27 protein-coding genes are annotated in these 24467 nt (G+C 50.9%); 4 read left to right on the plus strand and 23 right to left on the minus strand.

The features are described 5' to 3' along the window. Positions 1-191 precede the first annotated feature (191 nt). From WMO29_RS04225 to WMO29_RS04245, 5 genes are read right to left on the minus strand one after another with little or no spacing between them, the layout of a single operon-like run. Positions 192-1373: an FprA family A-type flavoprotein gene (locus WMO29_RS04225; protein WP_349163890.1), complete on the minus strand. Its 1182-nt coding sequence runs from the start codon at positions 1371-1373 to the stop codon at positions 192-194. A 19-nt stretch (positions 1374-1392) separates the two neighbouring features. Then, positions 1393-2085, minus strand: coding sequence for a DUF2249 domain-containing protein (locus WMO29_RS04230; RefSeq protein ID WP_349163891.1), 693 nt, complete (start codon positions 2083-2085; stop codon positions 1393-1395). A 4-nt stretch (positions 2086-2089) separates the two neighbouring features. Continuing rightward, positions 2090-2347 (minus strand): sulfurtransferase TusA family protein, encoded by a 258-nt coding sequence (locus tag WMO29_RS04235; RefSeq protein ID WP_349163892.1) that lies wholly within the window; start codon positions 2345-2347, stop codon positions 2090-2092. 25 nt (positions 2348-2372) lie between these two features. After that, positions 2373-2528: a rubredoxin gene (locus WMO29_RS04240; protein ID WP_349163893.1), complete on the minus strand. Its 156-nt coding sequence runs from the start codon at positions 2526-2528 to the stop codon at positions 2373-2375. Between the two features lie 30 nt (positions 2529-2558). After that, entirely contained in the window at positions 2559-3272 is a 714-nt protein-coding gene (locus WMO29_RS04245) for an ATP-binding protein (RefSeq protein ID WP_349163894.1), read from the minus strand. 59 nt (positions 3273-3331) lie between these two features. On the opposite strand from WMO29_RS04245, the gene WMO29_RS04250 reads away from it, so the two are divergent. Together WMO29_RS04250 and WMO29_RS04255 are read left to right on the plus strand one after the other, a co-directional pair. Continuing rightward, positions 3332-4030, plus strand: a complete 699-nt coding sequence (locus WMO29_RS04250; RefSeq protein WP_349163895.1) for a Crp/Fnr family transcriptional regulator — start codon at positions 3332-3334, stop codon at positions 4028-4030. A gap of 457 nt (positions 4031-4487) precedes the next feature. After that, positions 4488-5276 carry a CPBP family intramembrane glutamic endopeptidase gene (locus WMO29_RS04255; protein ID WP_349163896.1) on the plus strand — a complete coding sequence of 263 codons (789 nt, stop codon included), beginning with the start codon at positions 4488-4490 and terminating at the stop codon, positions 5274-5276. A 419-nt stretch (positions 5277-5695) separates the two neighbouring features. Here WMO29_RS04255 and WMO29_RS04260 read toward each other — a convergent pair whose 3' ends face one another. From WMO29_RS04260 to WMO29_RS04285, 6 genes are all read right to left on the minus strand, one after another. Next, the gene (locus WMO29_RS04260; RefSeq protein WP_349163897.1) at positions 5696-6406 is read right to left on the minus strand and encodes a hypothetical protein; all 711 of its coding nucleotides are present in this window, start codon (positions 6404-6406) and stop codon (positions 5696-5698) included. A 199-nt stretch (positions 6407-6605) separates the two neighbouring features. Continuing rightward, positions 6606-7097 carry a transcriptional repressor gene (locus tag WMO29_RS04265; RefSeq protein ID WP_349163898.1) on the minus strand — a complete coding sequence of 164 codons (492 nt, stop codon included), beginning with the start codon at positions 7095-7097 and terminating at the stop codon, positions 6606-6608. Between the two features lie 222 nt (positions 7098-7319). Next, a complete protein-coding gene (locus tag WMO29_RS04270) occupies positions 7320-7601 on the minus strand; it encodes a hypothetical protein (RefSeq protein ID WP_349163900.1) in 282 nt (93 codons plus the stop codon). A gap of 132 nt (positions 7602-7733) precedes the next feature. Beyond that, positions 7734-8954, minus strand: a complete 1221-nt coding sequence (locus WMO29_RS04275; protein WP_349163901.1) for a sensor histidine kinase — start codon at positions 8952-8954, stop codon at positions 7734-7736. After that, complete coding sequence (locus tag WMO29_RS04280) at positions 8951-9652, minus strand: response regulator transcription factor (protein WP_349163902.1); 702 nt, start codon at positions 9650-9652, stop codon at positions 8951-8953. Before WMO29_RS04280 ends, WMO29_RS04275 begins: the two co-directional genes overlap by 4 nt. 90 nt (positions 9653-9742) lie before the next feature. Next, positions 9743-10480 (minus strand): hypothetical protein, encoded by a 738-nt coding sequence (locus tag WMO29_RS04285; protein WP_349163903.1) that lies wholly within the window; start codon positions 10478-10480, stop codon positions 9743-9745. Positions 10481-10787: 307 nt separating this feature from the next. On the opposite strand from WMO29_RS04285, the gene WMO29_RS04290 reads away from it, so the two are divergent. Further along, positions 10788-11468 carry a DUF4317 family protein gene (locus tag WMO29_RS04290; RefSeq protein ID WP_435391111.1) on the plus strand — a complete coding sequence of 227 codons (681 nt, stop codon included), beginning with the start codon at positions 10788-10790 and terminating at the stop codon, positions 11466-11468. On the opposite strand, the gene WMO29_RS04295 is transcribed toward WMO29_RS04290, so the two are convergent. Then, the gene (locus WMO29_RS04295) at positions 11419-11904 is read right to left on the minus strand and encodes an HD domain-containing protein (protein ID WP_349163904.1); all 486 of its coding nucleotides are present in this window, start codon (positions 11902-11904) and stop codon (positions 11419-11421) included. The genes WMO29_RS04290 and WMO29_RS04295 overlap by 50 nt on opposite strands. Positions 11905-11973: 69 nt before the next feature. Continuing rightward, complete coding sequence (locus WMO29_RS04300; protein ID WP_349163905.1) at positions 11974-12666, minus strand: Crp/Fnr family transcriptional regulator; 693 nt, start codon at positions 12664-12666, stop codon at positions 11974-11976. Between the two features lie 121 nt (positions 12667-12787). Here WMO29_RS04300 and hcp point away from each other — a divergent pair, with 121 nt between their 5' ends. After that, positions 12788-14392 carry a hydroxylamine reductase gene (gene hcp, locus WMO29_RS04305; RefSeq protein ID WP_349163906.1) on the plus strand — a complete coding sequence of 535 codons (1605 nt, stop codon included), beginning with the start codon at positions 12788-12790 and terminating at the stop codon, positions 14390-14392. A 27-nt stretch (positions 14393-14419) separates the two neighbouring features. On the opposite strand, the gene WMO29_RS04310 is transcribed toward hcp, so the two are convergent. The 10 genes from WMO29_RS04310 to miaB all read right to left on the minus strand — a co-directional run bounded on the left by WMO29_RS04310 (position 14420) and on the right by miaB (position 24424). Next, positions 14420-15808 (minus strand): MATE family efflux transporter, encoded by a 1389-nt coding sequence (locus WMO29_RS04310; protein ID WP_349163907.1) that lies wholly within the window; start codon positions 15806-15808, stop codon positions 14420-14422. A gap of 191 nt (positions 15809-15999) precedes the next feature. Beyond that, complete coding sequence (locus tag WMO29_RS04315; RefSeq protein WP_349163908.1) at positions 16000-16584, minus strand: nitroreductase family protein; 585 nt, start codon at positions 16582-16584, stop codon at positions 16000-16002. Beyond that, on the minus strand, positions 16578-17099 hold the full coding sequence (locus WMO29_RS04320; protein ID WP_349163909.1) for a shikimate kinase: 522 nt from the start codon (positions 17097-17099) through the stop codon (positions 16578-16580). Before WMO29_RS04320 ends, WMO29_RS04315 begins: the two co-directional genes overlap by 7 nt. 315 nt (positions 17100-17414) lie before the next feature. Next, the gene (locus tag WMO29_RS04325) at positions 17415-18173 is read right to left on the minus strand and encodes an N-acetylmuramoyl-L-alanine amidase (RefSeq protein WP_349163910.1); all 759 of its coding nucleotides are present in this window, start codon (positions 18171-18173) and stop codon (positions 17415-17417) included. 17 nt (positions 18174-18190) lie between these two features. Next, positions 18191-19795, minus strand: a complete 1605-nt coding sequence (locus WMO29_RS04330) for an MBL fold metallo-hydrolase RNA specificity domain-containing protein (RefSeq protein WP_349163911.1) — start codon at positions 19793-19795, stop codon at positions 18191-18193. Between the two features lie 95 nt (positions 19796-19890). Continuing rightward, positions 19891-20721 carry a deoxyribonuclease IV gene (locus WMO29_RS04335; RefSeq protein ID WP_349163913.1) on the minus strand — a complete coding sequence of 277 codons (831 nt, stop codon included), beginning with the start codon at positions 20719-20721 and terminating at the stop codon, positions 19891-19893. 10 nt (positions 20722-20731) lie between these two features. Continuing rightward, positions 20732-21697 carry a hypothetical protein gene (locus WMO29_RS04340; protein WP_349163914.1) on the minus strand — a complete coding sequence of 322 codons (966 nt, stop codon included), beginning with the start codon at positions 21695-21697 and terminating at the stop codon, positions 20732-20734. Further along, positions 21694-22284: a 5'-deoxynucleotidase gene (gene yfbR, locus WMO29_RS04345; protein ID WP_349163915.1), complete on the minus strand. Its 591-nt coding sequence runs from the start codon at positions 22282-22284 to the stop codon at positions 21694-21696. Before yfbR ends, WMO29_RS04340 begins: the two co-directional genes overlap by 4 nt. Next, a complete protein-coding gene (locus tag WMO29_RS04350; RefSeq protein ID WP_178040098.1) occupies positions 22277-22981 on the minus strand; it encodes a cysteine peptidase family C39 domain-containing protein in 705 nt (234 codons plus the stop codon). The genes yfbR and WMO29_RS04350 overlap by 8 nt, the downstream gene beginning before the upstream one ends. A gap of 12 nt (positions 22982-22993) precedes the next feature. Beyond that, complete coding sequence (gene miaB, locus WMO29_RS04355; RefSeq protein WP_349163916.1) at positions 22994-24424, minus strand: tRNA (N6-isopentenyl adenosine(37)-C2)-methylthiotransferase MiaB; 1431 nt, start codon at positions 24422-24424, stop codon at positions 22994-22996. Between the last annotated feature and the right edge of the window lie 43 nt (positions 24425-24467).

Genomic DNA, 24467 nt, shown 5'->3' on the forward strand with positions numbered 1-24467 from the left:
GGATACTTCGTAATGGATCTCAGCGCTTCTCTTTCCGTTTCCCACACCTGGTCCACTGCAACGCAGACGCTGCGCTTCGATCCATTTTCAAAGCTTCGGCATCACTCAACGCCATATTGTTGTCTAAATAAATCAGCGGCGATGCTTTGCTTTTGAGGCATCGGGCGGCCGGACGAAGCCAGACGCGCCGCCTACTCCGCGCAGAGCTCCGCCACCAGAGCGTCCATCTGCGCTTCGCTGGTTTGGTTCAGTGCGCCGCGCAGCGATACCTCCGTTTCACACAGTCGGAGTTCCTTCATCTTTTCCAACTCGGCGCGCATCAGCCGCGCGGCGGCAGGGGCCCATGAGCCGTTTTCCATGAGGCCGATCCAGCGGTTTCGGAATCCCTTTGTCTGTAAATGATCCAAAAAGGCCTTCATGGGCGGGAACAGTCCTCCGTCATAAGTGGAGCAGGCCAACACCAGTTTCCCACAGTAGAATGCGCTGGTCACGGCATAGGAAAGGTCTGTTGCCGTCAGATCGCACATGGTGACTCGTACACCTTTTCCCTCCAGCTTGCTCTTGAGAGCCTCCGATGCATATGCGGTATTTCCATGGATGGACGCGTGGACGATCAGGATGCTCTCCGGTTCTTCCGGTTTCCATTGTGCCCAGAGATCATAGAGCCGCAGATACTCCTCCAAGCCTTCTGTGAGCATGGGGCCATGCAATGGGCAGATCATTTGGATCTCCAGCGCGGAGACCTTTTTCAGCAGATCCTGCACCTGCGCACCATACTTGCCGACGATGTTGTAATAATACCGCCGGGCCTGCGGCGCCCAGGGAGCACGGGCTGTCCGTTCCAGTGAACCGAAGCGGCCGAAGGCATCCGCCGAGAACAGGATCTTTTCCTCCTCTTCATACGCTGCCATCACTTCCGGCCAGTGTACCATCGGTGCCAGCAGAAAACGCAGCCGGTGCAAACCCAAGGAAAGCGTATCTCTTTCGCCAACCTCCCGCATACGGTCTTCCGACAATGCACCTGTGCCAAAGAACTGCTTGATCATGGTAAATGTTTTCGCGTTTCCCACGATCTTCATCTCCGGGTACTTTTGTGCCAGCCGCATGAGGCTGCCGGAATGATCCGGCTCCATGTGTGTGACCACAAGATAGTTGGGGCTGCGCCCCTCCAACACCCGCGCCACATTGGAAAGCCATTCTTCCGCCGCCCGTGCGTCCACGCTGTCCATCACGGCGATCTTCTCATCCAGAATGACATAGGAGTTGTAGCTCACTCCCATAGGCTGGACGGGGTACTGGTTTTCAAAGAGTGCCAATGTGTTATCATCCACCCCTACATAGCGGATGGCATCTGTTACCGTTTGAATGGTCATAATACAAAACAACTCCTTATCATCTGTTCAGGACCTGCATCTCCGGGTTCTTCTCCCCGAATTTCTTGCGCAGCGCGCTGCAGATATCCTCCCGGGACTTGCCCTGCTTCTCACCGTTTTTAATGAGCTTGTACGCCTGAAACAGCGCCGAGGGGCCGATCTCGCTGCTGAAAAAACCGATGCCCTGATTCCATATCAGCAGCTCAAACACGTCGTCCAACGCGGCGCTCTCTACGCCGTGGATATATGCTTTTACCAGCTCTCGCGCCGCCTGCCGCATCCGGCCTGCGCCCACTGCGTTGGTCAGGGACAGCAGCAGCCGCGTTTCATAGGGCAGTACGCGCTTCTCGCTCTGCCATGTGGTCTCCCAAAAATCCACGGCGATCTGCCCCAGCTTTTCATCGATCATGGGATAGTTCAAAAGAGCCAGCGGCTTGAAGGGAACGGAGCTGTCGCCTTCCTTCTTCTCCACACGGCAGAACCAGACATGGAACTCCGCCTCACCCCGCTGCTCAGTGTGGTGCTCGTAGCCCAAGCCCTCCATGACAGCGTACAGTGGATGCGGCTCAAAGGTCTGGATGATGTGTAATCCTTCGCTCACCTCCAACGCCTCGGCTCTTTTCTTCAGCCCTTCAAAGAAGCTGCCCTGTATATGGCGCACATCCATGGTCTGAAACCCCTGCGCTTTGTCCTTCCAGTTTTCGTAGCTCATGCAGTTATACTCCTTTCCTCACTCGATAAAACCAGACGTGGTATTCGCTACTGCTCACCTTCTCCGTGTAACGCTCAAAGCCCATAAGGGTCAGCACCGGGTACAGGGGAACAGGCTCGAAGGTCTGGATGATATGCAGTCCTTCGCCATTTTTCAGTGCGGTAGCCTTTACCTTCAATGCTGGGAAGAAGTCCATCTTTTTGCCCCGCACGTCCATCAATTCGAATGTGCTGATTTTGTCCTTCCAGTTTTCATAACTCATCGTCTTTACTCCTTTTGCAGAAAGCTCACGCCTCCTCGAAGCTGTCCTTACCCACGCCGCACAGGGGGCATTCAAAATCCTCCGGTACCTCGCTCCATGGCGTACCGGGGGAGATGCCACCCTCCAGGTACCCCGCGCTCTCGTCGTACTCCCAGCCGCAAACGGTGCAAACGTATTTCATAATGCGTCCCCTTTCGTGTTCTCCTGTTTTTCAGTCCTCCTTCAGCCGGCCGTCTACCGTCACGGTGACGACCTGCCACGGAATGAACTTCCCACTCTGCTGGAGCGCCTTTTTTGCAGCCAGTTCCAGCCCGCCGCAGCAGGGCACCTCCATCCGTATGACGGTGACGCTCCTGATGTTATTCTCCCGGATGATCTCCGTCAGCTTTTCGGAATAGTCCACGCTGTCCAGCTTAGGACAGCCCACCAGGGTGATGTGTCCCTTGATGAACCGCTCGTGGAAAGCGGCGTAGGCGTAGGCGGTGCAGTCGGCGGCAATTAGGAGCCGCGCACCGTCAAAATACGGGGCGTTTACCGGCACCAGCTTAATCTGCACCGGCCACTGGGAAAGGCGGCTCGTCTGCTGGGTTTGCGGCGTTTCCACGGCGGGCGCGTCCTGGCGCTGAATATTCCGGGACTGGCTGCCGGGGCAGCCGCAGGGCAGGGTCATGCCCTCTTTCCGCATTTTCCGCTGTTTATTTTCCATGACAGCCTGCTCGTCATAGGCCGCCGCCTCCCGCTCCACAAAGGTGATGGCCCCGGTGGGGCAGGCGGGCAGGCAATCGCCCAAACCGTCGCAGTAATCGTCCCGCATGAGCTTTGCCTTGCCGTCCACCATGGCGATAGCACCCTCATGACAGGCCTCGGCGCAGGCGCCGCAGCCGTTGCACTTATTTTCGTCGATCTCGATGATCCGTCGTTTCATGTTTGGTCCTCCTGTTGCTTTTGTGCGCTCATTGTACTATACTAAAAGCAACAAGTCGGTTGAATTTTCAACGAAAGAGGGATTTTATGAAAGATTTTTTCCCGGTACTCCATACGGCGGCACTTTTTTCCGGCATTTCCGACGAGGAGCTTTCCGCCATGCTCTCCTGCCTTGGGGCGAGGATCGAAACCTTTCCCAAAGGCTCCCGCCTGCTCCGCGCCGGAGACGCGGTGGAGGCGGTGGGCCTTGTGTTAGCGGGCAGCGCCCTCATCGTGCAGGAGGACACCTGGGGAAACCGTAACATCCTCTCCAAGGCCATGCCGGGGCAGACCTTCGCAGAGGTGTTCGCCTGCGCACCGGGAGCGGTGCTGAACGTGAGCGTAGAGGCGGAGAGCGCGGTGACGGTGATGTTTCTGCACATAAGGCGCGTTTTGAGCGTGTGCCCCTCCGCCTGCTCCCACCACAGCCGGATCATCCGCAACCTGCTGGGCGAACTGGCAGAGAAGAACCTGCGGCTCAACGAAAAACTCACCCACATGAGCCAGCGCACGACGCGGGCAAAGCTCATGTCCTATTTTTCCGCCGAGGCGCAGCGCCGGGGCGGCTATGAGTTCGACATTCCGTTTTCAAGGCAGCAGCTTGCGGATTACCTCGGTGTGGAGCGCAGCGGGCTGTCCGTGGAGCTTGGAAAAATGCGGGATGAGGGCCTGCTCGACTTTCACAAAAGCCACTTTTTGCTCAAGGTGCCGGAGGACTGACCGTCCCTTTCCTTCTGCGTTAAGGCTCTCCCTTTTAAGTTTCCTTTTGGTGTATTGGCAAGTGCGGATAAACACGTCAGCCACGGAACGTTGGGCTTTTGCAGGCGGAAGAAGTCGCTACGGACCTGTAGAGATTGGCAGGACAGCGTCAGCTCGTACAATCTGATTTGATCATACCCACAGCCGCTTTGGCTGTGGGTATTTTCTGTTTGAACTCCAAAAGCTTTGCAGAACGCAAGGAGCCTAATGCCAAATTCAGTATGTCACCAACTATGAGGAAAACATCCTTTAGAGAAAGGTAAAAACTCAAATGATTCGGCAGGGAAGATAAACAGTGTCCTTTTGCGATACCGCTTCCGAAAGATTGCAGCTTCGCCCCTTAACGAAGACTTTAAGTTAAATCTGTTATACTGCTACAGTCCCCTCAAAAATATAGAAAGGAGAAAAAATTGACCGTATGATGAAAAAAAGATATCTCGCTATTCCCATTCTTGCAATCGCACTGCATTTTTTGCTGTCCAATCTATTGTATTTCCTTGTGGAAAGGCTCGTTTTGGATGTTTTTCATATCCCCCCGCAGCAATTTATGAAACACTCATATTGGGGCGAGATTTTGATCTACGCTGTTCTTATCCTCGTATTCTTCACGCTCTATAAACTGCTTTGGAGGAAAGATATAAGCGAACCGCGCACAGCGACAAATTTCAAAGATGTGCTCGGCAGTCTGGTCGTGGGATTTGGCATTTGCGGAATCTCCGATCTCTGGATCATGCTGGCAGAACAGCTTCCTTCGCTTCAAAAAAGCGTTGAGGCAATGAACGCAGGTGCTGAAAATATTGCCGGTGGAAATGCATTTGGAACATTTATGATTGCGGTGATTGCTGCACCTGTTGTAGAAGAAATTCTATTCCGCGGCATTGTTCTTCGCTCCATGCGGAAATACACCCCCACTTGGGCCGCGATTCTAATATCATCTGTACTCTTCGGCGTTTATCACCTGAATATCGTGCAGGCTGCCTATGCCACCCTTATGGGTATTACCGCAGGAATCCTTTACGAGAAGAAAAGGAACCTGCTGTTTCCCATCCTCGTGCATTTCGCAAACAACCTCATTACTATGCTGCAGGGCTTTGCGCCATCCGAAGTGAATGAACTGATCAGCATTTTTATTCTGATCATGATCGCTCCGGCAGGGTATGTCGTCTGCCGTTCACTCAGACAGGGCAAACGAGCAGATAGCATGTAAGGTTTTTTACACAATGCATAAAGCATACAGCGGCACAGAGCAAACTCTCTGTACCGCTGTTTTTATATCTTCGTAATAGATTCAGCATGGAAAAAGGAACCGGGGCACAGTAAGCAGCGCCAAAGTCGCGGCAGCCCATCTTATCTGACTAAGTATTTCCACAGGAATCTGGTCCAGCTCCATGGTCGCCGGCTAAGAAAGGTTCCGGTCTGGCTGATTACGATATATAGCTGTCTATTTTGATTGCTCATATGCGCATCCTCACAAGATTATCCACAGTGCCGTGCTATTGGCATAAGAGGTGCTGCAGGTCTCGAAGAAGTCCGTTTCGACTATGTTAGCGTTGGTGTGCTGGCTGACCCACTTCATGCTCTCTGGCTCGATCTCGAAGCCCCGATGCAGCGTTGGACAGCCGAGACTCATTCGGCAGGTCTTTGCGTATACAACTGCAATTGTTCGACTTTGAGCGTATTCTCCTCGTTGCCGCCGCTTCGGAAGTTCTCCATTTCCGAGCTCCTGATACACATAATAACCTTATCATTGACCTGTAAATCCTCAAAAGAAATCTTTGTGACCTTCTGCGTGGCAAAGTCGCAATAGGCCATAGGAATGGACGAACAGTCGAGCAGACATTCTTCACCTAAAGTACTTTCGTCGACATCGTCCTTTACCGTTATGGTTTGCTTTTCTGTATTGATTTCTGTGATCACTGCGTTGGCGATCAGAAGCGTGTCATCCTTCAATGAACCGCACCCGGACAGGGATAGCAAAAGAGTCAATAAGCACAGAGCGATGTCGATTCCTCTTATATTTCTATCCAGCAATGTCGTATCCTCCTGTTTTTGCGCTGTGGGACTTATCCAATCTATGAAAAAGACACTTCTTCCGCCCTTTGCGTCAGGCGTGACAACGCACAGACCGTGTACATATACGCTGCGTCCATGGACAGCGGAGAGCTTGTAGCCGGTAAACAGCGCAAGATTAAAAAGGCACACGCCGATCAGAAACCGGGAGCGACGTGCCTCCGGTTTTCCGCGCAGCAGCAAGAATATGAGCAGCACCGCCGTTGCCGTAAGCAAAAGCAGAAGCAAATGCGGCCCGCGAAAGGGCGTAATAGAAAATTCGTTCATTTCACACGCCGGAATGTCTTTCCGGTATTCTTTAAGGAGTCATCTCAAATTCAACACACTGCTCTCCTCATGAGAATTTTTCTGCAGCGGGATAAATGACGTCCTTTGTCCGGCTCTTATAAATTGCAGTCAGGCAGCACCGGAATACCTTTCTCCCTTAAATTGTCACTCTTACTATGTATGCAGCGCTATCACGGCATCATGCCAGCCTTGCGTTCACCAGATGGTACCATGTCATCCCGTTTTCTTCATAGGACTGAAATTCACCGATGACGGTGATCTCCGCCCCCAGCTCCGGGTAATCGTCCGGGTAGGCGAGGTCATCCTTCAACACAAACTCCATGCCCTCGGCGCAGCAGGCCGTTGCGTCTGAAATAATGCAGGCGTAGAATTGTTCGTTCTGCGCCAGGTGCTTTGCAAACAGTGCGGCGTTGCTGTCGGCCATGTGAAAGGTTTTGCCGCACTTCACACAGCTCATGTGCAGCGCGCCCTTGCAGCCCTTGGCGTCAAGATACTGATAAAACGCTTCGTGCGACCCGATTTTTGCGCTGCGGCGCACCTTTTCTTCCGCTTCCAGCTGCACAAGATTTCGATACACGGCGCTGAGACTGATTTGCTTCTCTTCCAGCGCGCCCGCCATCTGGCGTGCAGTCAGCAACTCGTCCGGGTGCTCCCCTAAAAAAGCAAGCAAGGCTCTTCACTGTTTTGTATTATAGCCTGACATTAGCCGCCCTCCAATATGCGAATCATTCGCAGATATTATAGCATCATTTCCCCCTTGTCAATATCATCCCACGATACCGGCGTCTTTCCGGCAGTTCAATATCCGTCAGCGTCAAAGAAACCAGTATCACATCAAAGGCTTCAATCCGGTGGGAGCTTACGCAGTCAAAGCAGTCTGCGTCTTACGGCTTCATCCACCGGCTCCAGTTCTGCTTCTGAGCCTCCTTGCCTGCTCCAGAAAGTGCGGATGATCCGGGTTATCCGGCTCCACAAACTCACCGTCCCGAATGGTCTGATGAAGTGCGGGGAGGTTATGGAAATCAAAGTGGAAAAAGGGCGCCTCTCCCGCCTCGTCCTCAGAAAGAGAAAACTCCGCCGCGTGGAAAGGTTCCCAGTCCTGGCCGCAGCGGTAATAGCCCCACCAGTAGTTCCAGTCATGAATATGCAGATATTTTTTTGATTTGCAGCCCATAGATGTACTCCATTCTAACAATGTCGGCACAAGAGAAAATCACAGGAAACTCTCCACCCGGTACCAACAAAAATCTTTTCTAAGTCCGTCCTTTTTTCAAGAAAAGTGCCCAAAGGCAGAGCGGTGATCTTCTTATCTGCTCACCGGAATGGATATCTCGAAAACGGCGCCGGTGTCCCCGTTGTAGGCGCGGATCGTCCCCTTATGCAAGTGAACGATCTCCTTGGTCAAGGCAAGGCCGATGCCGGATTTTCCGCTCCGCCCCATGTAGAAGCGATCAAAGATGTGGGGAATATCTTCCTCGGCGATGCCGTCCCCGTCGTCCTGTATCCGGATGGTCACGTGCCGCTTATCCACACGGCAGGACAGGCACAGCTCGCTGCGGGCATAGCGCACGCCGTTGGATAGGATATTGGTGACTGCTCTGCGCAGCCGGGTATCGTCGCAGCTGACCACAACGGGCTCCTCAGGAAAATCCGGCACGATGGCGATACCGCCGCTGACGACTGTCGGCTCCACGGCGCGTATGCTGTCGTAGAGCAGTTCCCGAACATCCATCTCAGAAAGGGCAAGCTGCTGCCGCCCCATATCGATTTTCGAGATGTCCAAGAGCTCCTCCACCAGCTCCGTCATGCGGTCGCTCTCCGCCAAAATCACCTCCGCCGCGCCGCCCGCATCCATTACGCCTGCCTGTATGCCCTCCGCATAGCCCTGTATCGCCATCAGCGGCGTTTTCAACTCGTGGGAGGCATTCTGGAAGAAGGTCTGCTGCCGCTCCGCCTCCTTTTCAATATCTCTGCCGAAGCGGAACCCCAGCAGGCACATGACGGAGGAGATCGCCAGCAGTACGCCAAAGAACACCCAGTTAAGCGTTACGATATAACGCGTGATGGGACCGATGTCTATGTACATGATATAGGAGTATGGCTTTTCCCAATCGTCCTGCTCCTCCTGCACGGACATAAATATCAGGTGATGTTTGTCCGTTTTGAAGGTATAGCATTGGTTGAGCAATAGATCCCGCCCCGTGTAGTATTCCAGCAGTTTTTTCTCCAGACGATATGCGTCCCTGTTCCAACCGCTTGATTGATTGGCATTATCCAGCTCTAAAAATACGATGCTTGGTGTAAGGAAGTGCTCCTCCGCATCGTTCCATTCATCGTCAAAAAAGGATTCATCGTCGGTATAGGGGATGGTGCGGTTCTGGTACTGTGCCTCGCTGATGAGCGCCTTTTTTGCCTCACGCACAAAGTGTGCAGGTATAATGAGGTTCACCGCCAGCATAAACAGTGCAAAGAGCAGCAGAGCAGAACCGAGGATCAAATACACGATCCGCAGTTTGATGTTTTTCATGTACACTCCGCTCCCTTCAGCTTATAGCCAAAGCCCCAGATGGTGCTTACGCTGACGGTGCTGCCCGCTTGCAGCAGCTTTTTTCGGATACGGCGCAGCGTTTCATCGGTCACACGGGTCTCCACCTCCGAATCAAAGCCCCACACCGCGCTGAGCAGCTCATCTCGAGAATAGGCCTTTTCCGGCTGCTTCATCATATAGCTGAGCAGCCGCAGCTCGGTCTGTGTCAGCGCCACGATCGTGCTTCCGCAAAAGACGGCGTTTTCCGTGGCGGAATAGCGGAGATCCCCGTAGCGCAGCTCATCCTCTGCCTCCGCCTTTTTTCCCCTGTCCATCTCCACGCGGCGCAGCAGCGCCTTGACCTTCATCAGTAATATCGTTGGACGGAAGGGCTTGGTGAGATAATCGTCGCTGCCCTGGCTGATGCCCATGACGTAGTCCAGCTCGCTGTCCTTGGCCGTAAGCAGGATGATGGGAATATCGGAAACAGAGCGAAGCTCCCGGCACACGGCAAGTCCGTCCGTGCCGGGCATCATGATGTCCAGGATCACAAGCTCCGCAGGCTCCTGACGAAACGCCTCCAGCAGCGCGTCGCCGTTTTCAAAGGAGCGCACGGTATAGCCGCCGCTTGTAAGGAAGCTATGGAGCAGCTCCCGGATGCTCTTTTCATCGTCCGCCAAATAGATGGAATGTCCCATGTGTCCTCCTTGCAAGTAGCGCCAAATGCTGCGCGTGGGCGCAGCATCAGCAGGATGTCAATTTTATACTATCAGAATATCGCCCTTCTGTCAAAGGGGGCAGATACCGCTTTCGCAGCCAGTGTTGCCCCAGATGGAATTGTACAGCTCGCACAGCCGGCTGTCGATCTCCGTAAGACGATTGTAGTCGGCGATCAGCGCGTCCTTTTCCGTGTCGGTCAGGAAGGTCAAACTGCGGATGAAGGCTGCCTCATCGTAGTTGTCGAAGTCATAGTCGTCCGGAAGATCAAAGTACGCTTCATCTACCTTGCCCCACAGGTCGGCGTGCTTTTCGCAGACGCGGTCATACTCCTGCTCCAGGGTGTCGATCTCATCCAGCACCTTGGGGTCGGCCTTTTCCAGTGCCTTCTCGTAAAGCGGCATATTATCGCAGTCAGGCAGCTTCTCATACAGCGCCTCCATTTGGGTGTCCAGCTCGTTCAGCTCCTTAATGTCCGCCAGAAGCGTTTCCTTCTCCGCTTCCGTCAGGGCGTTGCTGCTGCGGATAAACGCTGCTTCGTCAAAGTCTGTGAAGTCGTAGTCGTCAGGCAGGGCGTTGCAGATTTCGTCCAGCTTTTCCCATAGCGCTGCGTTTCTTTGGAAGATGGCGTCGCTCTTCTCTTCCACCGCCTCGATCTGCTCCCAGATGGCGTCCTCGTTCTCGGTTGCAATTTTAGTAACAGGCTCCATTGGTGCGGATGTGGCGGCAAAGGCGGAGGTTGCTGTGCCGATGGCTGTTACCACCAACGCCAGTGCCAATACAAGGCTCCAAATCGTTTTCTTTTTCATAGTATGTTACGCTCCTTTTTTGAAGTATTTGTGGTTGTGTATTAACCTTGTCTGTAGCATACCAGAAGCTGCATTGAAATTCTCCCGCGAAAGTGCGGGGAAAGTGTCACAAATTCGTCACAGCGCCTGTGTTATACAATGAACACCCACCCGGTAGCCGACCGATGGGTGTTCGTTTCAATCAATTATGGTGCTGAATTTGCCCGCCCCCGCAAGCATAAAAACATGAGTTTCTGCTCCCTGATTGTTCTTTCTCTGTCTTAATTCTCCGATATTCGAGGGTAACGATGGCGGACGGAGGCGGGAAGTGAACAAAAAAGAAGTTGCTGAAATCAAAAAACAATTTAGCCCGCAAAACTGTGCCTTGACCAGACTCTGCACCTGCTATGTGGACGGAGAAAAAAACAGAAAAATGGAAACACGGGAAGCATTCCTGTCTCAGTCCGAAGAGGAATGTTTTAAGTATTTTGAAATTTTTCGGAAATGTCTGACTGGATCTATCGGAAAGAATCTTATAAATCTGGATTTTCCTCTTCAGGCAGAAGCACGTGATGGGCAACAGGCAATATTATTGCAGTTACTTCAGGAAAAGCTGAAAAATGATGATACGCTGGAAGCATTTTATAATAGAGTTATCGAAACTTATGATTGCTCTGGCAGCTACCTGATCTGTTTGGTCCATGGGAACTACGACATCCCTGGAAAAACTTCTGATAATCAGGAGCAATTCGACTCTTCGGACGAAGTCTATGAGTACATCCTGGGAGCTATTTGCCCAGTCAATCTTTCCAAAGCTGGATTGAGTTATCAGGAAAAAGATAGGAGATTTGTTTCTCGGATCCGTGACTGGTTGGCTGATATGCCGATGACGGGTTTTCTGTTCCCGGCATTCGAAGACCGGAGTACTGATATTCATAAGCTACTCTACTATTGTCATGTCAAATATGAAACATCTCCCTGCAAATCATTTTTCCACATGCTGTTTTAAAAATATTATGATAGGCTTTTAAAGCTGCTTCTTTCGATAAGCCATCCTCCATGATGTTTACCAGAAAATCAGCCTCTACCAAGATCTGATAATCCATTTCATCAATATTATTATAGGTATGATGATGTGCAATCAAATACTGAACCCGATCAGATACATCTTGATCAAAACCCAATTCTCCAAGTAGTTTTTCTGCGATTGCAGGGCCTTCTTTTTCCTGTAACTTTCCATTGCAATTTCCATATTTTTCTTCGCAGAAATGAATTCCAATATCATGTGTCAAAGCCGCCGCTTCAATGGTAAACAAACATTTTTTATCCACATTTTCCATTTCCGCTATCAATTTTGCATAACTATGCACTTTACAAAAATGTTGAATTCTCTTTGCATCTCCTCGATATAATTCAATCATTGCCAAATGTAATTTATTTATCATTGAAAGCTTCCTCCTTTTTCACATATAACAGCCTTAAAATTAATCCTGTGTTTTCCATGATATAAGATATCACATTTTTATTCTTGTATCTACATCACCGGAAACATTCAATTCAAAGTGATTTCGATTTGTTTTTATAAAGCCTTCTTTTTGTAATTTTGATATTTCTGTAGACATTGCCGCCCGATCAATACAAAGATAATCCGCCAGCTGCTGCCGGTCAAAAGGAATGTCAAAGGACAACGACGAATGTCTGGTGGATTCTGCTGACAGATAGGACAGTAGTTTATCCCTGGTCGTTCGCTTGCCAACATGCGTGATCTTATCGTTCAGGAGCAGTATCTTATTTGCCAGCACACTGACCAGGTTACGAATCAGCTTCTGATGATGTCCGCATGCAGTCGGGCAGGTAACCAGAAGCCTCTGGACATTTAACAGGATAATCTCACAATCCTCATCTGCTACCACACTGATATTCAGAACAGCACCCGGACTTGCTGCATAGGGCTCCCCAAAGAAATCACCGGCATGACATTTAGACAGAATATTTCGATGTCCCCAAAGGTCTTCCTGTATCACAAGAACACAGCCCGACGCCACAAGTCCCATTACCTCGGTAGAATCCCCTGCTCTGAAAATATAAGAGTCTCGTTCTTTAGAAATAGTTGTTGCCTTTACACAATGCAATATGGATAATATCTCGTTATCCGTAAGGCCTTTAAAAAATGGACTGTTTTTTAGAATGGGTAAATATTTTTTCAAAATCGCTCCTCCTGTTGGAAATCAAACATACAAGTTGTATTTATTGTACTATAGTACAAGCAGAAACAAAAGGGAAATGTTAAAAAAACGCTTCAAAATGGAGTAAAAGGAGAATACGAAAATGAATACAAAAATGTTTTGTTATCAGTGTGAACAGACAGTCGGATGTACCGGCTGCACAGGAAATGCCGGTGTCTGTGGGAAAAAGGCAGATACAGCCAGATTGCAGGATGAACTGACGGGTGCGTTGATCGGTCTGGCAAGAGCAGTCGATGGCGCAGAAACTATTTCCAAAAGAACTTCACAAGTTATAATGGAAGGGCTGTTTACCACCGTTACGAATGTAAGCTTTGATGATGCAGCGATTCAAAATATGATACAAAAAGTCAGAGCCGAGAAAGAAAGATTGGTTCCTGACTGCAGTAAATGTCAGTCATCATGCGGCAAAACAGACGAATACGATATGCAGCAGCTGTGGGATGCCGATGAAGATGTCCGCTCTTTGAAATCTCTTATTCTTTTCGGAATTCGCGGAATGGCAGCCTATGCCTATCATGCAAACGTTCTGAATTATGAAGATGCCGAAGTGAATCGGTTCTTCTGCGAGGCATTATTTAAGATTGGTTACGAAGAAAGTGTGGAGACACTGCTTCCTGTTGTGCTGAAAGTAGGAGAAATCAATCTGAAGTGCATGGCACTCCTTGACAAGGCAAATACAGAAACTTACGGAACACCAGAACCGACTGCAGTTACTCTTACCGTAGAAAAAGGACCCTTTATTGTTGTGACCGGACATGATCTGAAGGATCTGCAGCTTTTACTTGAACAGACAGAGGGAAAAGGAATCAATATCTATACCCACGGTGAAATGCTCCCTGCCCATGCTTATCCATTCTTAAAGAAATTCTCTCACTTAAAAGGGAATTTTGGAACTGCATGGCAGAATCAGCAGAAAGAGTTTGATCATCTTCCGGCTCCGATTCTTTACACCACCAACTGCCTGATGCCGCCCAAAAGCAGCTACGCTGACAGAGTATTTACAACCGAAGTGGTTGCCTTCCCAGGCGCTGTCCATATCGATGAGAAGAAAGATTTCACACCGGTCATTGAAAAAGCACTGGAACTGGGTGGTTACAAAGAAGATCAGATACTCACAGGTATCAACGGCGGTACAAAAGTGACCACCGGTTTTGGCCATGCAGCTATCTTGTCCCACGCAGGAACTGTAGTAGACGCCGTAAAATCAGGCGCAATCCGCCATTTCTTCCTGGTTGCAGGCTGTGATGGTGCTAAACCAGGTCGGAACTATTATACAGAATTTGTAAAACAAACGCCCTCTGACAGTATGATCCTCACCCTGGCGTGCGGAAAATTCCGTTTCAATGATCTCGATCTGGGCGAAATCGGCGGGCTGCCGCGGCTGATGGATATGGGACAGTGTAATGATGCTTATGGCGCAATCCAAGTTGCCGTGGCACTTGCGGACGCCTTTGGATGTTCCGTAAATGAGCTTCCGCTTTCCTTCGTTCTCTCCTGGTACGAACAGAAGGCCGTCTGCATCCTGTTAACGCTTCTGCACCTAGGTATCAAAAACATCCGTCTTGGTCCTTCTCTTCCGGCGTTTTTGTCTCCCAATATTCTGAATTTTCTGGTGGAAAATTATGGCATTGCACCGATTACCACACCGGAGGAAGACATCAAAACACTGCTGAACCATAATAAATAAATTTGTCAAAGCCTCTAAAGTATCAAATTATCGTTCGGCTTCCGCGCCCATTTTTTTCAGCTCCCCGGCCAGGAAAATTCCGGAAATCACAGCGGCCAGGCAGTCTGCGATGGGGCCCGCGTACATGATACCGTCAATCCCCAGGAACAGGGGCAGGATAACCAATAAGGGCAGCAGGAAAATAATCTGCCGGGTCAGAGACAGGAAGGTTCCCTTCTTCGGCTTTCCGATGGAGGAAAAGAAGGTGGAGGACATGGGCTGCAGGTTATTGATAAAGGTAAAGAACAGGTAAATCCGGAAATACCGCTCCGCAAAGGAGAAGTACAGATCTGAGCCATTTCCGAACAGAGCTGTGATCTGTAATGGGAAAATCTGGAACAGGCAGAAGGCGGTAATACAAATGATCTGTCCTGCCGACAGGCTCAGGAAAATGACCTTCTTTACCCGGTCATAATTTTTCGCGCCGTAATTGAAGCTGGCAATGGGCTGCATTCCCTGGGCAATTCCGATACAGAAAGCAAAAAACATAAAGCTGACCTTATTGATAATACCGGAGCAGGCCAGCGGAATTGCCTCTCCGTATACAGACAGGGCGCCGTAATGGCGCAGGGAATTGTTCATAACAATCTGCACCAGCATCATAGCCAGCTGGTTAAAGCATTGAGCCATACCCAGCGTCATGGCATAGCCCAGATAAATCATTTTTGGCCGGAGATGCTCCCTGGTAAAGGGTCCTGCCTTATAATGTCGGAGATAGCGGAACACCAGAAAGGCAGAGATTATCTGGCCGGTGATCGTAGCAAGGGCCGCTCCGGTCATTCCCATCTTGAAGCCGAAAATCAGAATCGGATCCAGAATGGTATTGATCAGAGCCCCGGTCAGGTTGCAGGCCATGGAATAATTAGGACTTCCGTCCGCCCGGACCAGGTGGGCTCCGCCGGAGGTCAGAATCAGAAACGGAAATCCAACGGCTACAATCCGTACGTATTCCCGGGCCAGTCCAAGGACATTATCCGGCGAACCGAAAAAGATCAGCATGGGATCCAGGAAAAGCTCCGCAATCAGAAACAGTACAATGCCGCTTCCAAACATCATGACCGCCGCGTTTCCAATGTAATAAAGGGCCTTATCCTTCTCGCCCCGTCCCATGGACAGGTTAAAGGCGGAGGCCGCTCCGATACCGAACAGTAGGGCCAGAGCGGTACAGCTGGTGGTCAGGGGAAAGGCCACATTGGTCGCTGCGTTTCCCAGCTCCCCGATACTGTGGCCGATAAAAATCTGGTCAACCATATTGTAAAGGGCATTGACCAGCATGGCTACAATGCTGGGAACCGCGAACCTTCGAAGAAGTCGGCCCACCGGTTCTGTGCCCAGAGGATTGATCTGTGTTGTATTTGTCTGTGTCATTTCATTCATATCTTCTGTATCCCTTTTCATTTTAAAATAAGTCTTGTATATTATAGCGTTCTTTACCCTCTCTGTAAAGAAATGACATAAAAAAAGGATCCCGTAAATATATATTGGAATCCTTTTTTCCTGTTATGCTTCTCTGCCTCCGCTATGGTTTCCGCATCGTTGATAAACCGTATAGATTTCTATCGTTCGGTTCATTTTGCCTCCAGCACCAGTTCTTTCAGACACCGCTTGGGAACATAATGGGTGTCCTCCGCGTCCCGGTAATATTTTGTACTTCCATCTTCCCCCACATCGGTCAGCACCACTTTTTCCGCAGGCTTGCCAAGAGCCACAATCAGGTTCGGCTCCACGCCCTCCGGCAGATTCAGTAGTTCCTTCAGCTGAGGCTTATGGAAGCTTCCGATCATGCAGCCGCCGAAGCCTTTTTCCACTGCGCCCAACAGCATCGTCTGAGCCACCACGCCCACATCCCGTTGGAACCGGGTGGTGTTGGAGCTGATGTTCATATCCTGGCAAATGATGATGAAGGCAGCAGGCTCCTTGCCCGGATGGGGGAGCTTCATTTCTTTCAGAGCCTTCGCCCACATGGTCAGGGGCAGAATCTGCTCCACCTCTTCTTTTTCCCAGGCAATGTAGTATCGCAGAGGCTGTTCGTTGACGCTGGATGCTGTGTAGCGTGCCAGGTCAAGCAGCTCCAGAAGTTCTTCTCTGGTAAGACGCACCGATGGATCGAATCCGCGATAACTTCGATTCTTTAAAACCAGCTCCTTTAACATGACTGCTTCTCCCATTCTTTTACGCTGTCCTGAATCTCCCTGCAGATCTCCCGGGTGTCCTTGCCGTCTGTGGCGATGGTCACATCGGCTGCCGCCTCATATTTTTCCCGACGCTTCTCAAGAAGCTCGGCGATATATTCTACAGTTTTATTGTGCTCAATCAGTGGCCGGTTATGGCTGTAACGCACCCGCTCAAAGATGGTCTCCGGCCGGGCGGTCAGAAGTACGATGATGCCGCTCTTTTTCATCTCGGCCACATTGCACTCCCGCATGGGCGTGCCGCCTCCGCAGGAAACGATGACGCCGTCCCTTTGCTGCAGTTCCACCAGAAGTCCCGTTTCCAGCTCCCGGAAGTACTCCTCGCCCCGGGTCTCAAAGATCTGGGAAATGGGCATCCCCTGGCGCTTTACGATGAGCTCGTCCATTTCTATGACTTCTGTGGAAAGCTCCTTTCCCAGTACAGCGGAAATGGTACTCTTTCCGGTTCCCATAAATCCTATCAGAAATATATTCATACTGTTACCTCCATGCAAATCAATTTTATTTTAGTATATCTTCCGGTCTGCGTCAATTTGAATTTGCAGGGGAGGTAAGATGACAGATCTGGGGCAGACATTTAGATCTTCCCGGATCTCTTCCACTGGCATCTTCCGTCCGGTATAAAGCTCCATCCCAGCCGCGCCCTGGGAACGTACCTTTTATATGGCACAGTTAAAGGGGCGTCATCAGACGCCCCTTGTGGAACAATTCCATCCAGTCACCTATCAGCCCGATAACCTTTTCCATGATAAAGGCCGAAAGCTCTGGCAAATCTACATACTTCATCAGAATTAGCGGTTCAAAGTTGCCAGCACGCCCTTGGCAATGCCTTTCGCTACGCTGTTCTCGTAGACGTCGTCCGCCAGCTCACTGCCTTCACTCTCGTTGCTCAGGTAACCGGCCTCCACCAGAACTGCCGGCATATCCGTATCATTTACAATGGAAAAATCGCAGGAATTACTTCCCTGATCCTTCGCACCGGTCTCCTTTACCAGGGCTGCGTCGATATTCTCTGCCAGAGACTTGCTTTCCTTGTCGTCATTCGCATAATTGACATGTACGCCGCTCTGACTGCTGTCATCCTCGGAATAGTTGCAGTGTACGCTGACCAGAAGATCCGCGCCGGATGCGTTGACTGCCGCCACACGTTCCTCCTTGGACAGATAGGAATCGTCCTCCCGTGTCATCACCACCTGATAGCCCTGACTTTCCAGCATGATTTTCAGCTTCGCACAGATGTTCAGATCCGCTTCTTTTTCCTCAATAGCCGCGCTGCTCATACCGGTATCCCGGCCGCCGTGTCCCGGATCAATGGCAATCACATAGGTACTGCCCTGTGCGGAAATCTTCACACCACTTCCGCCGCCTGTGAACTTTGAAACCGCAACTATGATACCGCCTGCGATGACTGCCACAACCAGTATCATCACTACAAACAGGAGTGCCCGGCGGCACTTTCTGCGCTTCATCTCTTCCTGACGGCGCTTTCTGGCTGCCGCCCTGTGCCGACGCTCCGCCGGGCTCATTTCATTCTTGTCATTTGTGTCCATCTTATGATCCCCCTGTGTTATTTTTCCCATTTATCGCAAAGAGCCTGGATCTGATCCGCCAGCTTCGCAATATCCTTATTGGTCCAGCCCTTACACTGATCAATGAGCCGCATCAGGCGTTTACCGGTCTCCACCAGACGATCGTATACAGTCATTCCTGCCTTCGCGTTCTTACGCTGCTCCTTTACAATGCGCTCCTGATTGCCCTCTGCAATCCGGCTGTTGGTGGCCAGATCCCAGATTTCTCCGGTATAGGGTGCTGTGGTGGTAAAGCCGTACTCCTCATGCAGGCAGGCTGCAAAGGTATCGCAGACCTGATCCTCGCCATGTACCACGAAGACCCTCTGAGGCTTTGTACGAAAACCCTGAATCCAGCTAATCAGGCCTTCCTTATCTGCATGACCACTGATACCGGCCAGAACTTCAATGTGCGCCTTAACTTCCACCGGCTCGCCAAAAAGCTTCACTTCGTTCGCGCCCTCCACCAGAGAACGGCCCAGTGTGCCGACTGCCTGATAGCCCACGAACAGAACTGTGCTTTCCGGTCGCCACAGATTGTGCTTCAAATGATGACGGATACGCCCCGCCTCGCACATACCGGACGCGGAGAGAATCACCTTCGGCTCATCGTCAAAATTGATCATTTTAGACTCGTCACTGGTAATAGAAAGGCTTAAACCCGGAAAACTGATGGGATTGATACCTTTCTTTACAAGCGCCAATGTCTCCTCATCAAAACAATCATACATGTTTTTATTGAAAATGGTGGTGGCCTGTACTGCCAGAGGACTATCTACGTAGACCTTGAAGCCGTCATGTCCGTGTATCAGCTTCTTTGCCTTGATCTCCCGCAGAAAATACAGCATCTCCTGGGTACGTCCTACCGCGAAAGACGGAATTACCACATTGCCGCCACGGTCAAAGGTCTCCTGGATAATCCGGGTTAGCTCCTTTACATAGTCCGGCTTCGGACCATGACTGCGGTCGCCGTATGTAGACTCAATCAGTACATAATCCGCGGTTTCCACATGAGCCGGATCCTTTAATATCGGCTGATGAAGATTGCCGATGTCACCGGAGAATACCAGCTTTTTCTCGACACCGTCTTCCTGGAGCCAGACCTCAATACACGCCGAACCAAGCAGATGTCCCACATCGGTAAACCGGATATCAATTCCGTCCGCAAGATGAATCCTTTCTCCGTACGGACAGCCACAGAACAGTTTCGACGCGCTGTCCGCATCCGCAATGGTATACAGCGGCACATATTCCGGCTTTCCGGCACGCTTTGCCTTTCGATTCCGCCATTCCGCCTCAAACTCTTGAATGTGGGCACTGTCGCGGAGCATGACCTCACAGAGATCGCTGGTGGCATAAGTGGAAAAAATAGTCCCCTTAAAGCCCCGTTTGTACAATAAAGGCAGCAGACCCGAATGATCAATGTGCGCATGGGTCAGAAGCACATAGTCAATATCCGCAGGATTCACCGGAATTTCCTGATTTTCATAGATGTCCGGCCCCTGTTCCATACCACAGTCTACAAGTATCACCTTTTTGCAGGTCTCAAGCATATGACAGCTGCCTGTCACCTCGTGATCCGCACCCAGAAATGTCAGCCTCATAGTCTCATCTCCCTAAAATATAGATACTGTTTTTTCTACCTTTATTATACCGTTTGGTATATAAAAAGACAATGCTCTTTCGAAAAATTTAAGGTTTAAATGCGCGCAGCCCGAAGTCTCGCAATCTCATCCGTCCAGCCTGCGTCGTCATTTGGCGTCTCCAGAATAAAGGGAAGATCCCGGAGCGCCGGATGATTGATAATACGGGTGAAGGCCTCCCAGCCGATGTGCCCCTCGCCGATGCGGGCGTGACGATCCTTATGGCTGCCGCGATCATTCAGACTGTCGTTCAGGTGAATGGCTTTCAGACGATTCAGACCGATTACTTTGTCAAATTCCGTAAGTATACCATCCAGATCGCCAACGATGTCATAGCCTGCGTCCCATACATGACAGGTATCCAGGCAAACGCCCAGCTTCTCAGAAAGCTCTGTCCGGTCGAGAATTTCCTTAAGCTCTTCAAAGCTTCTTCCCACCTCGCTGCCCTTTCCGGCCATGGTCTCCAGAAGCACCGTGGTGGTCATGTCCCGAGACAGAGAAGCGTTCAGCATCTCGCTGATCAGGCGAATTCCCTCTTCTGCACCCTGCCCCACGTGACTGCCGGGATGAAAGTTATAATAATTGCCGGGCGTATACTCCATGCGCTTCAGGTCATCCCGAAAAGTCTCGCCCGCGAAGCGGCGGGTGTCCGCCTTATCGGAACAGGCGTTCAATGTATAGGGCGCATGGGCCACAATTTTTCCAAACTCGTTTTCCCGCGCAATACCCTGAAACCGTTCCACGTCTGCCGGGTCGATGGCTTTGGCGCTGCCGCCCCGGGGATTGCGGGTAAAAAAGGCAAAGGTACCGGCCCCCAGCTTCAGCGCCTGCTTTCCCATTGCTTCATAGCCTTTGGCCGATGAAATATGACTTCCGATATAAAACATACAGTCTCCTCTACAGGGCACGTTCCTTTAAGGTCACGCTGACCCAGCCCTTTCCGTATTCTTCACTCTCATAATTGAAGCCCACTTCCAGTCCTGCTTTGGAATAGAAGTACGCGGACTCCCGGGGATCAGACAGAAGCTTCAACAATTCCTCATCTGTGCTGTTGGTGACGAAATCTACCCCGCCATTCTGGGTCTGATCCTGTGCCCGGAAGCGCATAACCAATTCATCGTCAATGGCAATCATTTCCGATGGAGCGATCTGCTCGCCGGTCTCAAGCCGGAAATTCAGGGCAGTCAGCTTCGGAAGCGTACTTTCGCCCTCCGGAAGCCGATGCTGAAATACCACGCTGATTTTCTCGTCATCCATATAGGTCACATAGCCGCTGGTCGTCACACTGTCTGTGAAATCCGCATAGGAATCCTTATATTGCTCCGCAGCCCGTTTTATTGCCGCATTAACGGTCGAATAATCGGCTCCATTATCCGCATCCTTCGCCCGAAGCTCCGGATAAGTCACGTAATACCCTGTAGTATCGTCACCCGCGGACGCCCAGCGGGACTCGGTCAGCCAGTCAATGGTATAAGCTGCGTCCTCATTGATGTCGTCCACGATTTCCTTATAATACGCGTCGTCTTCACTCGGTTCATAATCTTCAGAATCATCGTAGTAGTCGCCATAGTCGTCATAATAATCGGAGCTTCCCACCGTATTCTGCGCGGCATGGAAAATCAGGCGGCTCACATTCATGGTAACCGCAATCAGGGCGCTAATCAGAAGTATGGCGCCGAGAATGCTTAAGATGATCACCCAGCCTTTCGTCTTCTTTTTCTTCGGACTGTTTCCCATTCCGTAATTCTGCGTCGGCTGCTGTACGCTGCCAAACCGTCCGCTGTAACCGCAGCTCCGGCAGACACCGTCCTGCATCAGGGCTCCGCAGCGCGGGCAAAAATCAAAATCTCTGTTTTCACTCATTGTTCTTCTCCTGTCAGTTCATCCAGATTTTTTCCGTAGGCATCTATAAAATAGGTCAAAAACAGCTCTGCCTCCCGCACCTTAAGCCGGTGAAGCTGCTCCAGGGTTGTCTCTCTGGCACGGACAAATTCCCGATTGCCGCACCCCTCCTCTTCGATACATTTGATATAGGCTGACAGCTTATCCGCAGCTTTTACAAGCTTCCAGAGATAAGCGTCTTCCTCCTGATTCGTAAATATTCCTTCATAGGATACGCGCATTTCTTCCGGAAGCATGGAAAGAAGAGTCTGGCCCGCCTTCTGTTCGATTTCCTTATAGGTATGCCGAATCTCCGGGTTATAATATTTTATGGGTGTCGGCATATCCCCGGTAATGATCTCCGTCGCATCATGGTACATGCCAAGCACCGCGGCCCGATCCGTATTCAGCTCTTTGCCCAGATAAGTGTTGCCAATCACAGCCAGCGCGTGGGCAATCATAGAGACCTCCAGGCTGTGCTCACTTAAGTTCTCTGCCCGGGTATTGCGCATCAGCGCCCAGCGGTCGATGTATTTCATCCGGGACATCATGGCAAAATAGTTATTCATGCTTCTTCCCCTTCTTTTCCTGAATCAGGCAGATATTGCTGGCCCAGAAGCTGCTGTATTTTTTCCCGTATTCCTGATATTCCTTCCAGGAGATAAAATATTCTTTTCCCCAGGAAGAAATCTGCAGATAGCCGTTCTCCATACCGGTGACCACCACATAATGAGCCTTTGTCTCGGTGGCAGGCAGATAGACGCCGTTTTCCTGGCGGTACAGGGTCAGCTTTTTCTTCCGCCAGAAAGGAATGTTCTGACCGATGGCCAGAATCACCGGATAGTCCTTTGACAGACTGTCCTGAATGCGCTCCAACATTTTACCGGAGCTTAAACACCATCTGGCACGCAGATCGATCCGGTAATGGCGAAAATACCGGTTCATCGCCCGGGCAAGCTGGAAATTTGGCACGCCGAAGCCCGGGATAATGCCCAGATAGCGCTTGTTCATCTTACGCAGATAACGCTCATAGCGGGGATAAGAAAGGCAACCGTCCTCCCGCAGCATGCCGTACAACAGATCCGTATTGCAGGGCAGCCGGTGAATGCCCAGATAAATCAGCACATCGCCCATGGCCACCACGCCGCAGCCGTATTTCCGCATCATATAACCGGTGGCCCAGTTCTGATTTCCCCCGAAGGATTTATCCGCCTGCGTCTTTACCGCAAGATAGGTGTGCCTTAGACAGCAGCGTCTGTTCTCCATAGACTTTCTCCTTTAAACGACAGTTCCCATGAAATAAAAGCCCTTACATTCGTCCAGACTGACATTGACATACTGTCCGATCCGGGACGCTTCGCCCGGGAAATGAACCAGCAGGTTGTTGCTCATGCGGCCTGTCACATAACCGGGCTTGTGGTCGTTGACCTCCTCAATCAGGACCTCCTGAACAGTTCCGGTATAGCGGGCGGTCTGCTCTCTGGCACAGCTCTGTACCAGCGCCAGGAGCTTGTCAAAACGGACTTTATTGTCCGCATCCGGCACCTGATTTTCCATGGCGGCAGCAGGCGTTCCGGTTCGTTTGGAATAGATAAAGGTATACGCGTTATCGTAATGGACTTTCCGCACCACATCCAGGGTCTCCTCGAAGTCCTCGTCAGTCTCGCCCGGGAAGCCCACGATAATATCGGTAGTCAGGGAAATATCCGGGATCTCCCTGCGAATCTTCTCCGCAAGCTCCAGATACTGCTCCTTGGTGTACTTACGGTTCATGGCCTTTAAGATCCGGCTGCTTCCGGACTGCAGGGGCAGGTGCAGATGACGGCAGATCTTCTTCGATTCCTTCATAACCCGAATCAGCTCGTCGGACAGATCCTTCGGATGAGACGTCATAAAACGGATCCGGCGAATGCCGTCAATCTTCTCCACCTCGCGGAGAAGCTGCGCAAAGGTCATGGGATTCTCCAGATTCTTTCCATAGGAATTGACATTCTGGCCCAGCAGCATGACCTCGGTCACACCGTCCGCAGCCAGCTTCTCGATTTCCCGGATAATGTCCTCAGGCTTCCGGCTCCGCTCCCGGCCACGCACATAGGGCACAATGCAGTAGCTGCAGAAATTATTGCAGCCGAACATGATGTTGACGCCAGACTTGAAGGCGTATTTCCGCTCAATGGGAAGCTCCTCCACGATCTCCTGCGTATCCTTCCAGATATCTACAATCATGCTGCCGTTCTGCATACTTTCCGCCAAAAGCTCCGCGAATTTAAAAATATTGTGGGTACCGAAGACCAGATCCACGAAGCGGTAGCTCTGCTTTAACTTCTCCACTACTTCCGGCTCCTGCATCATGCAGCCGCAGAGAGCAATCTTCATATGGGGATTGCTTTTCTTCCGGTGCTTTAAAAGGCCCAGGTGGCCATAGACCTTCAGGTTGGCGTTTTCACGGACGGTACAGGTATTGTAAATGACGAAGTCGGCGGTATCCTCTTCCGTTGGCTTATATCCGATTTTTTCCAGTATTCCGGTCAGCTTCTCGGAATCCCTTGCGTTCATCTGACAGCCGAAGGTCGTAACGCAGAAAGTCAGCGGGCGGCCAAGCCGCGCGCTTTCCTCTGCTACCTGCTTTTTACAGACCTCTATAAAATAATACTGGCGCTCCGGCTCGGTCTCCGGGGCTTTCGCCCAGATTTCACTATTTAAATTCATGTTAGTTCTCCTGTAATCTCATATCATTCTGTACGGGTTCTAT

It is taken from the genome of Laedolimicola intestinihominis (assembly GCF_040096155.1).
Taxonomy (GTDB): Bacteria; Bacillota; Clostridia; order Lachnospirales; family Lachnospiraceae; genus Laedolimicola; species Laedolimicola intestinihominis.